Annotated in this window: 10 protein-coding genes; 5 read left to right on the forward strand and 5 right to left on the reverse strand. The window is 62.3% G+C overall.

Annotated features, from left to right (window positions below; all coding sequences use genetic code 11):
* Positions 1 to 425 precede the first annotated feature (425 nt).
* Positions 426 to 1,454: a substrate-binding domain-containing protein gene (locus SJ05684_RS26065; protein ID WP_034856307.1), complete on the forward strand. Its 1,029-nt coding sequence runs from the start codon at positions 426 to 428 to the stop codon at positions 1,452 to 1,454.
* 11 nt (positions 1,455 to 1,465) lie between these two features.
* Complete coding sequence (locus tag SJ05684_RS26070; RefSeq protein WP_034856328.1) at positions 1,466 to 2,683, forward strand: TIGR03862 family flavoprotein; 1,218 nt, start codon at positions 1,466 to 1,468, stop codon at positions 2,681 to 2,683.
* Here SJ05684_RS26070 and SJ05684_RS26075 read toward each other — a convergent pair.
* Positions 2,680 to 3,417 (reverse strand): rhomboid family intramembrane serine protease, encoded by a 738-nt coding sequence (locus SJ05684_RS26075; protein ID WP_050980073.1) that lies wholly within the window; start codon positions 3,415 to 3,417, stop codon positions 2,680 to 2,682. The two genes, SJ05684_RS26070 and SJ05684_RS26075, sit on opposite strands and share 4 nt — an antisense overlap.
* Positions 3,418 to 3,726: 309 nt before the next feature.
* Here SJ05684_RS26075 and SJ05684_RS26080 point away from each other — a divergent pair, with 309 nt between their 5' ends.
* On the forward strand, positions 3,727 to 4,182 hold the full coding sequence (locus tag SJ05684_RS26080) for a COG4315 family predicted lipoprotein (protein WP_162098817.1): 456 nt from the start codon (positions 3,727 to 3,729) through the stop codon (positions 4,180 to 4,182).
* 125 nt (positions 4,183 to 4,307) lie between these two features.
* On the opposite strand, the gene SJ05684_RS26085 is transcribed toward SJ05684_RS26080, so the two are convergent.
* The 3 genes from SJ05684_RS26085 to SJ05684_RS26095 all read right to left on the reverse strand — a co-directional run bounded on the left by SJ05684_RS26085 (position 4,308) and on the right by SJ05684_RS26095 (position 6,821).
* On the reverse strand, positions 4,308 to 5,309 hold the full coding sequence (locus SJ05684_RS26085) for an ABC transporter substrate-binding protein (RefSeq protein ID WP_034856309.1): 1,002 nt from the start codon (positions 5,307 to 5,309) through the stop codon (positions 4,308 to 4,310).
* Between the two features lie 72 nt (positions 5,310 to 5,381).
* Positions 5,382 to 6,176, reverse strand: a complete 795-nt coding sequence (locus SJ05684_RS26090; RefSeq protein ID WP_034856311.1) for a pyrroline-5-carboxylate reductase family protein — start codon at positions 6,174 to 6,176, stop codon at positions 5,382 to 5,384.
* An 18-nt stretch (positions 6,177 to 6,194) separates the two neighbouring features.
* Positions 6,195 to 6,821, reverse strand: a complete 627-nt coding sequence (locus SJ05684_RS26095; RefSeq protein WP_034856313.1) for a TetR/AcrR family transcriptional regulator — start codon at positions 6,819 to 6,821, stop codon at positions 6,195 to 6,197.
* 146 nt (positions 6,822 to 6,967) lie between these two features.
* Here SJ05684_RS26095 and SJ05684_RS26100 point away from each other — a divergent pair, with 146 nt between their 5' ends.
* Together SJ05684_RS26100 and SJ05684_RS26105 are read left to right on the forward strand one after the other, a co-directional pair.
* A complete protein-coding gene (locus SJ05684_RS26100; protein WP_034856316.1) occupies positions 6,968 to 9,004 on the forward strand; it encodes an NADH:flavin oxidoreductase in 2,037 nt (678 codons plus the stop codon).
* Between the two features lie 223 nt (positions 9,005 to 9,227).
* On the forward strand, positions 9,228 to 10,364 hold the full coding sequence (locus SJ05684_RS26105; RefSeq protein WP_034856331.1) for a PQQ-dependent sugar dehydrogenase: 1,137 nt from the start codon (positions 9,228 to 9,230) through the stop codon (positions 10,362 to 10,364).
* A gap of 56 nt (positions 10,365 to 10,420) precedes the next feature.
* Here the strand turns inward: SJ05684_RS26105 and SJ05684_RS26110 are convergent, their stop codons facing one another.
* Positions 10,421 to 11,032, reverse strand: a complete 612-nt coding sequence (locus SJ05684_RS26110; protein ID WP_202947467.1) for a hypothetical protein — start codon at positions 11,030 to 11,032, stop codon at positions 10,421 to 10,423.
* Between the last annotated feature and the right edge of the window lie 267 nt (positions 11,033 to 11,299).

An 11,299-nucleotide genomic window follows, 5' to 3' on the forward strand; every position in this document is an offset into this window, starting at 1 on the left:
AGAGCTCGGCGGCAGCGGCGAGATCGGCAATGCCGAGCGCGGCGCAAATCGTCAGCGTCCTCAGAAGCAATGTCATGTTCGATGGCTCCTCCAAATCGCAGACCGCTCGGCAGCTCCTCGACAATTCGAAAACGGTTTGGCTAAAAAAGCTCTCAGAAGCCAAGCCGAATGTCAATACACTCGGAGCTGCGAGCGCCAAAATTGTCATGGATCCTGTTTTTACTCTTCACTTACAATGGTTTAACACCTTAGTTACCAAGTTTTTTGCTTATTCGAGTGCACAACGGCATTCGTGTTGTCTTGCGATAATTTAAATCGCTTTGGCTTGGTCAGTTGCATGTCGAATGGCCGGCGGTCGGTTGTTCCACGTGCCAAAGCCGTATATTCCTCGTGGCAAGCAGGGGTCAGGGATCAGATAAGCCCACATGAAGCTCAAGGAGTTCGCCCGCCAATTGGGTCTTTCGCCGACGACGGTGAGCCGCGCGCTCAGCGGCTATCCGGAGGTGAGCGAGAAGACCCGCCAACGGGTGGTGGAAGAGGCCGTGCGGCTCGGCTATCGTCCGAACATCAATGCCGTAAGGCTCGTCACGGGCCGGGCCGGCGCCATTGGCGTCGTCATGGGGCGAAAGGGCGAATTTCAGTTTTCGGAATTCATGAGCGGCATGGCCGAGCGGCTAGACGGCGAGGACATCGACATCCTCGTCAGCCCCATTGCCGAGCAGGAAACCCGCGACGAGATCCAGATCTACAGCAGGCTTGTGACGAGCGGCCGGGTCGACGCCATCATCGTCCATTCACCGAGGCCGGATGACGAGCGCATCCGCCTCCTTCAGAAGCTCGGCGTTCCGTTCCTCGTCCACGGGCGGTCGGAAACTGAGGTGCCGCATGCCTGGCTGGACATCGACAATGAAGGGGCCATTCGCAGGGCGACGTCGCATCTCCTTGACCTCGGCCACCGGCGGATCGCGATGATCAACGGCGGCGCCGGCTTCACCTTCTCGATCCATCGTGACAAGGGCTACCGCGACGCGCTGGAAGAACGCGGAATTGTCTTCGACCCGCGCCTTCTAGTCCACGGCCACTTCACCGATGAGCTCGGCTTCCGCTTTGCTCGGTCTTTGCTCGAGCAGTCGCCGCGCCCCACCGCTTTCGTCGCGGGCTCGATGATGACCGCGCTCGGCGTCTATCGGGCGGTGCGCTCGCGTGGGCTCGTTGTCGGCCGCGACATTTCCGTTATCGCCCATGACGATGTTTTCCCGTATCTGACGGCCGACAACATGGTTCCATCGCTGTCGGCGACCCGTTCCTCCATGCGCTCCGCCGGGGCGCGAGCGGCAGACCTCGCGCTGCAATTGCTGGGAGGAAGAGCTGCGGCCGAGATTCAAGAGCTCTGGCCCGTCGAACTCATCCTGCGCGAGTCCACCGGACCGGCCCCTGCGGAAGCAAGGTCTTGAACGGGCAGGCATTGGAACCGAAGGAGATCGCGGTCATCGGCGGCGGCCCCGCCGGCCTTATGGCGGCCGATGTCCTCTCGGCCAAGGGCCATTCGGTGACCATCTACGAGGCGATGCCGAGCGCTGCCCGCAAGTTCCTGCTCGCCGGCAAATCGGGCCTCAACATCACTCATGCCGAGGACTATCGCCGCTTCGTCACCCGCTTCGGAACCGCCGCCGACCGGCTGCGCCCGGCGCTCGACGCGTTCACGCCCGATGACCTGCGTTCCTGGGCGGCGGAACTCGGAACGGAAACATTCGTCGGCTCGTCGGGCCGTGTCTTTCCAAAAGCAATGAAGGCCTCGCCGCTGCTGCGGGCCTGGCTCAGGCGGCTGGAAGCGCAAGGCGCCCGCCTCCTCACCCGCCACCGCTGGTCGGGCTTTGCCGGAGACGGCTACGTCTTTGAGACGCCGGACGGGCGGAAAATCGTTCGCCCCGCTGCGGCACTGCTCGCACTCGGCGGCGCAAGCTGGCCGAGGCTCGGTTCCGACGCCGCCTGGGTGCCTTGGCTAGGCGCCGAAGGCGTCACGGTGAAAAAATTCCGCCCTGCCAATTGCGGCTTCGATGTCGCCTGGAGCGAGGGCTTTCGCGATCGCTTTGCCGGCGAAGCGCTGAAATCCGTCGTCGCCTCCTCCGAGGCGGGTGCATTTCCCGGCGAGTTCGTGCTAAGCCGTCACGGCATCGAGGGAAGCCTCGTCTATGCCCATGCGGCAGTCCTGCGCGATCGTCTGGAGCGCGAGGGTAAGGCGGCTCTCCTCGTCGATCTCGCACCCGGGCGAAGCATCGAACGGCTTACCCGCGACCTTGCTCGCCAGGACGGAAAGGCAAGCTTTGCCAATCGCCTACGCAAGGGTGCCGGGATCAACGGCGCCAAAGCGGCCCTGCTGCGCGAGATCGCACCGCAGGCGGCAAGGGCCCGCCCCGAAAGCCTTGCGGCCGAAATCAAGGCGCTAGCGGTCCCGCTCATTGGTCCTCGCCCGATCGCCGAGGCGATCTCTGCGGCCGGCGGTATAGACCTGAGCGCCGTGGACGATGGTTTCATGCTGAACGCAATGCCTGGCCTGTTCGTTGCCGGCGAAATGCTCGATTGGGAAGCACCGACCGGCGGCTATCTGCTGACCGCCTGCCTTGCCACCGGCCGCGCCGCGGCCCACGGCATCGCGGCCTGGCTCGCCGCCACAGGCTACTAGCGCCGCGGGATTTTCGGCACCGATCCCGTCCATTGCCGCGTTTCGATGTCGCGGCCAAGCCCCAATGCATGGGCAAACTTCGCGAAGACGGCCCCCAAAACAAACCCCCCGATATGCGCCCACCAGGCGACGCCCGAGCCCATGGAACTGGCGAACAGGTCCTGCGTTCCCTGCAGGATCTGGATCAGGAACCAGAATGCCGCGAAAAACAGCGCCGATACCGGAATGAAAAGCGGCAGGAAGAATACCGGGACCAGCAGGATGACTTTCGCGCGCGGGTAGGTCACCGCATAGGCGGCAATGATTGCAGCGATCGCTCCGGATGCGCCAAGCGCCGGCACGGGCGAGGTCCAGTTCGCAAGGAGATGGGCCGCGCTCGCCGCCACCGCGCCGGCCAGATAGAGGAGGATGAAGCCCAGGCGCCCGCAACGCGCCTCGATGGCCGGGCCGAATATCCACAGGCTCCACATGTTCAGAATGATGTGCAGCCAGCCGCCATGAAGAAAGGCGTTGGTGAGCAGCGGCCAATAACTATCCGGGTCCAGCCCCGCGGCCATGGCGAGTTGCGGCTCCGAATAGCGAAGCGGGATCAGGGCGAAACGGGTCAGAACCCAATAGAGGCCCGGTTCGGGAAGACCGATCATCCATAGGAATATCAGGAAATTCAGCCCGATGATCGCGTAGACGATGACGGGATGGCGGGCACGCGGAGCGGTATCGTAAATCGGGATCATGAGACGGCCTGGGCCTGCATCCGGTCTGCGCCTAATTAGGCCTGGCGCCTGGCGATTCAAGTTCCAGAGACATCCGGACGCAGGGCGGCAAGACATGCCGCGATTACCTGCGTTGCGCCCGCAAGCGAGTTTGCATTTTTAATCGCAAATCGGGGAACAAGTGACTGAATTGCGGATTGGATCACTGCTCCCGCGTATCCGGAGCACAAAGTCTCCCATTTTGTTGTCAGTAGTGCCCGCGCCGCGCGGGCACTACTCGGCCATCCGTGCATCACCCCCCGGTGGATGCGAGCCTAAAAGGAGTCAATGATGAGGACCGCAGTTTTCGTGAGCGCGATCGCGTGTGTCGTCGCCCTGTCGCCCAATTCGGCCCTGTCGCAGCAAGCTGCAACAGTCAAGGTCGCCGAAAGCGAACAACATGGGCAATATCTCACGGATGGCGAAGGGCGCGCGCTCTATCTCTTCACCGCCGACACGCAGGGACAAGCGGACCAGAAACCCACCGTTTCCTGTTCCGGCGAATGCCTTCAAGCCTGGCCCCCTCTTTACAGCGAGGGCGCACCGCAAGCCGGCGATGGCGCCGACGCTGCGAAGCTCGGCACCGCCGAACATGCCGGCAAGATGATGGTCACCTATAATGGCTGGCCGCTCTACTACTTCGCCCAGGATGCGGCTGCAGGCGAGACCAAGGGCCAGGATGTCGAGAGCTTTGGCGGCGAATGGTATCTGGTGACGCCAGCGGGCGAAAAGGCCGGCGAGAGCTGAGTGCGAGCGCTGAGTCATTGAGTGCGAGGCAACGCGCCACAGCGCCGCGCGTCTTTTCAGACGCGCGACGGTGGCGATAACTCCTTGCGCATCGAGCTCTCCGAAAGATTTTCCGGCCAATCCGCTTAGAGCGCCGCCTTGATCTTGTCCGCGGCTTCCGGAGTAACCCACTTCGTCCAGGTATCCTCGTTCTCCTCGAGGAAGTGTTTCGCGCCTTCTTCACCGGTCGCTTGGTTGTCGGTCATCCAGGCCATCAGGTTGTTGACCGTCTCGTTGCTCCAGGAACGCTTCTCCAGATAGTCCATTACCTCGGGACCGACCTTCTCGGAGAACGACTTGGCAACCAGCGTCACGACCGTGTCGACCGGCCAGGCGTTCGGCTTCGGATCGGGGCAATCGGCCACCGTGGTGCAGCGCTTCCATTCGGCTGCATCGTAGGGCACGCCGTGGTCGAGCTTGACCATCGGATATTTGCCGAGCAGCGCAGTCGGCGCCCAATAGTACCCCACCCAGCCCTGCTGGCGCTCGTAAGCCTTGGCGATCGAGCCGTCGAGGCCGGCAGCAGAGCCCGTGTCGACCAGCGTGAAGCCCGCCTTCTCGGCGTCGTAGGCCTTGTAAAGCTGAGAAGTCACCACGGTACCGCCCCAGCCCTGAGGTCCGTTATAGATGGCGCCTTTGCTGGGATCTTCCGGATCCGGGAAGAGTTCCGGATGTTTCAGCACATCCGGGATCGTCTTGATTTCCGGGTGAGCGTCCGCGATGTATTTCGGGATCCACCAACCCTGCACGCCACCATCTGGCAGCGGAGACCCGGCCTGAACGATCCGTCCTTCTTCCGTTCCCTTTTTCACCACATCCGGCAGGAGGTCGACCCACGCTTCCGGTGCGATGTCCGGCTGGCCCTTTTCCGCCATGGAGGTGATCGTCGGCACGGTGTCGCCGATGGTGATCTCGGCACTGCAATCGTAGCCTTCGTTGAGAATGAACTTGTCGAGGTTCGACAGAACCTCGGCACTCTGCCAGTTCATGCTGGCGATAGTGACGCTCCCGCACTCCGCGGCGTTCGAGACCGATGCTCCGGCGATGAGGCCAAACACCAGGCATGTAGACGCAAACAGCTTCTTCATTAACGTTCCCTCTTTCTTGCGGCGTTTTATTTCAGGAGCAGGGTGCCGCCTTAACCCGCTCCGGACGGCGGGTCAGGAGCTCTGTCCCATACTCACCGACTTCTTGAACGCGGCAGCAAGCCCGCCGGCGACTGCGGCGTCAAAACCGGCAGCCCGCATTGCTTCGATGGCTGCCGCAGTAGTGCCCTGATAGCGGAGAAATGTTTTGACCGTCTCCACGGGAGATTCCCCATGACGTTCGAGCAGGCGGCCGGTTCCGATCAGGACGGCCGCGACAGCACGACGGGCGACCTGCGGGCCCAGCCCGTGCGTCAGCGCATTCTGCATCATCGCATTCGCGAGGAGGGCGGGGAAGGCCGGCCCGGAACCCGACAGGCCGGTCAGATAGTCGATGTCGGCTTCGCTCGTCACTTCGTCCGTGCTGCCGCAAGCTTCAAATATGCGCCGTACGATGGAGCGATCGCGTTCGCTCGCAGCCGGGGACGCGACCCAGGGCGTGTAGGATTTGCCAACCTCCGCGGCCGCATTCGGCAAAGCACGGACGACACGGTCAGTCCTCAGCTGGACGGTCAATCGACTGAGCGGAATGCCTGCCATCACGGACACGACGAGCTTGCCAGTGGCAGAGATTGCGACCGACGGCCAGTGAGCCGGGCGCACCGAAACGATGATCAGATCCGACCGGTCGGCGAGTTCTTGATTGTCCGTTGTCCAGCGTACGCCCTGAAAACGTGCAGGCCGTTCGCCTCGATATGACAGCGTGAGCTCTTCAGGCGGGGCGAGCCTGGCGTCGAGAACCGCCTGAACGATGGCCCCGCCCAACCATCCGTTGCCCCCAATCACGCCGATTTTCAACGCATCGCTCATCTTCGCCCGTTCTTGCCGCTATCCGGAGTAGCCATGTCGGGCGAAGAAGCGGTCAAGCTCCCTTCGCTCCGGCGCTCGTCCGGTGAAAATTTCGACATATTCCGGGATTCGTTTCATGCGGACGGCGATGTCTTCCTTCGTCTGCATCGAAATGTAACCGATCTGCACGAGATAGATCGTGCGCGCCCGAACATCGGCGTGGGCCGCCTCGAAGCCGAACCGAAGGAACATGCGGGACAAGGCATCGAGACGCTGCTGGTCGGCACCCTGGACTTCCGCCAGAATCTCCGGCGATTGGAGAGCCCAGCTTCTCACCGCAAACTCGAACTGCGAGTCAAAGAGCTTGGGGTTCAGCCAGCAGTCGAAGACGTTCAGCATCGCCTCGGCGACCGTTTCGGCATAAGCCCCGGCCTGCCTGATGAGGTTGCCCGTATTCTTCTCGCGCCAGCGCGATACCAGGGCCGAAAGCAACTCCTCACGATCCTTGAAGAACCAGTAGAAGCTCGTCCGCGACAGATTGAGTTTCTTCGCCAGCGGCTGAATCTTCACCGCGTCGACACCGCCCTCGAGCAGGGATTCGTAAGCCGCCCCCAACCAGACATCCGGGGAACCGCGCCAACCGCTCTCATTGATCGTCTGCTCCATGGATCGTTTTCCTATCAAATCAAAAGGGCTCTCGCAAGGATAATGTACACTCATGTCGCGGATAGTGACTTTAATGACCCCTTAGTTGACACATGTGTACATTTCCGATTACGCTTCGAAACAAATCTAATTCGGAGCCCGGCCCCATGTCGAACGATCCCCTCCTCCAGCCTTTTCAGCTCAAGCACCTCACGCTACGCAACCGCATCATCGTGACCGCACACGAGCCGGCCTATCCGGAGGATGGCATGCCGAAGGAGCGCTACCGCGCCTACACGGTAGAAAGAGCAAAGGGCGGCGTTGCCATGACGATGACGGCCGGCTCGGCAGCGGTCTCCAACGACAGCCCTCCGGTTTTCAACAATCTCCTTGCCTATAAGGACGAGATCGTGCCGTGGATCAGGCAGATGACCGACGCCGTGCACGAGGAGGGCGCGGCGATCATGATCCAATTGACCCATCTGGGTCGGCGCACGCGCTGGGACAAGGGTGAGTGGCTGCCGGTTGTCGCTCCCTCCCATCATCGCGAAGCCTCGCACCGCGCCTTCCCGAAGAAAATCGAGGACTGGGACATCGAGAGGATCATCAAGGATTTCGCCGATGCCGCCGAGCGCATGAAGGCCGGCGGCATGGACGGTGTCGAACTGGAGGCCTACGGTCACCTCCTCGACCAGTTCACGTCGCCACTGACGAATGAGCTAGATGGTCCTTACGGCGGCTCGCTCGACAACCGCATGCGCTTCTGTTTCGATGTGCTGAAGGCGATCCGGGCCCGTGTCGGATACGATTTTATTCTGGGCGTTCGCTACACGGCCGACGAATGTCTTCCCGGCGGCACGGGCAAGGCGGAGGGCATCGAGATCTCGAAGCGCCTAAAGGAAAGCGGGCACATCGATTACCTGAACGTCATCCGTGGCCACATCGATACCGACGCGGGCCTCACCGACGTGATCCCGATCCAGGGCATGGCGAACTCGCCCCACCTCGATTTCGCGGGCGAAATCCGCGCAGCGACCGACTTCCCGACGTTCCACGCGGCGAAGATCCCGGACGTGGCGACGGCGCGCCACGCCATCGCGTCCGGCAAGGTCGACATGGTCGGGATGACCCGCGCCCATATGACCGATCCGCATATCGTCCGCAAAATTATGGAGAAGCGCGAGGACGACATTCGTCCCTGCGTCGGCGCGAATTACTGCCTCGATCGCATCTATCAGGGCGGAGCGGCCTACTGCATTCACAATGCGGCAACCGGACGTGAACTGACGATGCCGCACACGATCGCGAAGGCGGATCGCCGGAAGAAGGTCGTCATCGTCGGCGCAGGCCCCGCCGGCCTGGAGGCTGCGCGGGTCGCAGGCGAGCGCGGCCACGACGTTGTCGTCTTCGAAGCCGCGAACGACCCGGGCGGGCAGATCCGCCTGACGGCGCAGAGTGAGCGTCGCCGTGAGATGATCAGCATCATCGACTGGCGCATGAGCCAGTGCGAGAAACTGGGCGTTGCCTTCCACTTCAACACCTGGGCGGACGCGGAGACCGTTCAGGAGGAAAATCCGGATGTCGTCATCATCGCGACCGGTGGATACCCTCACACGGAGGTCCTGTCTAAGGGCAACGAGCTCGTCGTCTCCGCCTGGGATATCATCTCCGGCGATGTGAAGCCCGGCACAAATGTTCTGATTTTTGACGACGCCGGCGATCATGCCGGTTTGCAGGCCGCGGAAATCCTCGCCAAGGCCCGTGCCAAGGTCGAGATCATGACGCCGGATCGCTCCTTCGCGCCGGAAGTGATGGCCATGAACCTCGTTCCCTACATGCGCTCACTGCAGAAACTCGACGTGACCTTCACCGTCACATACCGACTGGAAGCGGCCGAGAAGAGCGGCAACGAGATTGTTGCCCATGTCGGCAGCGATTATGGCGGTGTTTGCAAGCAGCGGACGGTGGACCAGATCGTCGTCAATCATGGCACCATTCCGCTCGATGACCTGTATTTCGAGCTGAAGCCTATCTCCAGCAATCTCGGGGAGATTTCGCACGAGCAACTGATTGCAGGCGAGCGGCAATCTGTCGTCCGCAATCCGGACGGCAAGTTCCAGCTCTTCCGCATCGGCGACGCGGTGGCGGCGCGCAACACGCATGCGGCGATCTACGACGCGCTTCGCCTTCTCAAGGACATCTGACCGCAAGCGGGCCGCGCGAAAGCGGCCCCGGCTTCCTCCGAGGGATACTCAATGACAAGCCGAAGCGAAGTTCAGTCGTTCATCGACGCCGCTTTCGCTGCTGATCAGCTCGCGCAGGCTCACGAAGGCGTCTGACGGAAGTGAGCATCGATCTTTCCGGAACCTTGGACTGCGAGGTCGATTAGAGCGGGCATTACACCGGACATCATCGATGGAGTTCACCATGTTGCAGGCGTTTACCTTCTTCTTGATTGCCATGGCGATCGTCCTGACGCGACCCGATACCGTCGTGGCGCAAGATTCACCTCGCACGCTCGAAACCGACAGCGGCCCCGTCGGCGTGGAGGTCTTCGCGGATGGCCTTGAGCATCCCTGGGGCGCCGCCCTCCTGCCGGACGGCGGCATGCTGGTGACGGAACGTCCCGGCCGGCTGCGCCATGTTTCGAACGACGGCACCGTCGGTGAACGGGTACGGGGCGTACCGGACGTGTTCGCACAAGGCCAGGGCGGGCTCCTCGATGTTGCCCTCGATCCGGAATTCGCGAGCAATCGAACCATATATCTTTCCTTCGCCGAGGAGCGCGAAGGCGGCGCGGCGACATCGGTCGGGCGTGGCCGCTTGAACGAGGACGCCACCGCCCTCTCGGATTTCGAGGTGATCTTCCGGCAGGAACCGGCGGTTTCGGGCGAGAACCATTTCGGATCCCGGCTGGCTTTTGCGCCGGATGGCACGCTTTTCGTGACGCTCGGAGAGCGCTTCCACATGCGGCAGGCTCAAGATCCCATGAACCATCTCGGTACGATCGTCCGCCTCAATCCCGATGGGTCCGTACCGAGCGACAATCCGTTCGTAGACCGGGACGGTGCCGACGAAATCTGGTCCTACGGCCACCGAAACGTTCAGAGCGCGGCCATTCACCCCGAGACGGGTGTGCTCTGGTCAGCCGAGATGGGGCCGAGAGGTGGAGACGAGCTGAACATCCCCGAGACCGGAGAAAACCACGGCTGGCCCGTCGTCAGTTGGGGCCGCCATTATTCGGGCGAGCAGATCCCCGATCCGCCGACCCGGCCCGAATTTGCCGGCTCCATCCATAGCTGGACACCCGTGATTTCACCCTCGGGCATGACCTTCTATACCGGCGACATGTTCCCCGACTGGAAGGGCGATCTCCTGATCGGGGGTCTTTCGGCTGAAGGAATCGTCCGGGTCGAGACGAACGCACAGGAGGTGACCGGAGAGGAAGTCCTTTCGCTGGGCGTCAGGATTCGCGATGTTCTCCAGGCCTCCGACGGCGCGGTGCTCGCGCTGACGGACGAGCCATCCGGAAAAATTCTGCGTCTCACACCTGCGGAGGGATAGCCCGGATGCGAGCGCCGTCCGGCCCGGTGGCGCGGCAGTCAGCGACGGCTGCGCGCTCACGATCGAAACAGCCGCCTCAGTATGAGATGGGTCGGCAGATAGGCGACCACGGGCAACAACACCATGTAGAGGCCGAGATAGACGCGCGGCGACAAGATCTTTTCCGCCTCCGTTCCCGGGCCGAGCCCATGAACCCAATTGATGTTCTTCTCGGGAGGGGTGAGCCAGTAGCTCGCAAGGAGCACGATCCAGGCGAAGACGGTCTGCGTCTTCAAGGCCCGGCGGTCGTAGCCTTGTCTGAACAGCATGTACAGGATGAGCACCGGCAGCAGGAAGTGAAAGCCGGACAAGGCCCGCATATGCGCCGGCTCATCGGGATCGAACATATAGGCCGCAAGTCCCATGAGCCTGCCGCCTGTGAAGAAGTCGACAGTCCATGCCACTTCGAACGGCAGCACGCCGACCGCCATCATCGAGTGGATGAGCCTGTTTCCGGTCCAGAGCACGATCAGCAAGGCGAACAACGCTAAGTCCGAGAACCACAGGAAATTGCCGGGACCGTATCGCAGCCAGTAGACCGGCGTAAGCACGGCAACGAACAGCGTGTACGGCACGGTAATCCAGAGCGGATAGGCCGCATGCGGGGCTTTGCGTTGCTTGGCTGTCATCGCTCGCCTCGTCTGTCGCGGACCACGCAACGCGGTGTTGCGCGCGGTCAAAGGCCTAACTCCGCGGTCGCCAGGCAGTTCCCGGGCGGAGGATGGCCGCACAGCTCTTCAGCCCTGGCGGGGGGCGTCTTTCTCGCGGTGCCCGGCTGCAATGCCAGGAAGTCCGGCCATCGAGCCCTTTGCGCCGGGGTTCAACATCTTGCCCTCAACGGTTTCGGCGCTCGCAAAATGCGGCGACGAAGGCCGCAAGCAAGTGCCTGGCAACGA

The organism is Sinorhizobium sojae CCBAU 05684 (genome assembly GCF_002288525.1).
Classification (GTDB): Bacteria; Pseudomonadota; Alphaproteobacteria; order Rhizobiales; family Rhizobiaceae; genus Sinorhizobium; species Sinorhizobium sojae.

Bases quoted from the DNA above. Each gene is read 5' to 3' on its own strand.
- SJ05684_RS26090 (WP_034856311.1), bottom strand. From the start codon at position 6,176: ATGAGCGATGCGTTGAAAATCGGCGTGATTGGGGGCAACGGATGGTTG.
- SJ05684_RS26065 (WP_034856307.1), top strand. From the start codon at position 426: ATGAAGCTCAAGGAGTTCGCCCGCCAATTGGGTCTTTCGCCGACGACG.
- SJ05684_RS26080 (WP_162098817.1), top strand. From the start codon at position 3,727: ATGAGGACCGCAGTTTTCGTGAGCGCGATCGCGTGTGTCGTCGCCCTG.
- SJ05684_RS26100 (WP_034856316.1), top strand. From the start codon at position 6,968: ATGTCGAACGATCCCCTCCTCCAGCCTTTTCAGCTCAAGCACCTCACG.
- SJ05684_RS26095 (WP_034856313.1), bottom strand. From the start codon at position 6,821: ATGGAGCAGACGATCAATGAGAGCGGTTGGCGCGGTTCCCCGGATGTC.
- SJ05684_RS26105 (WP_034856331.1), top strand. From the start codon at position 9,228: ATGTTGCAGGCGTTTACCTTCTTCTTGATTGCCATGGCGATCGTCCTG.
- SJ05684_RS26110 (WP_202947467.1), bottom strand. From the start codon at position 11,032: ATGACAGCCAAGCAACGCAAAGCCCCGCATGCGGCCTATCCGCTCTGG.
- SJ05684_RS26075 (WP_050980073.1), bottom strand. From the start codon at position 3,417: ATGATCCCGATTTACGATACCGCTCCGCGTGCCCGCCATCCCGTCATC.
- SJ05684_RS26085 (WP_034856309.1), bottom strand. From the start codon at position 5,309: ATGAAGAAGCTGTTTGCGTCTACATGCCTGGTGTTTGGCCTCATCGCC.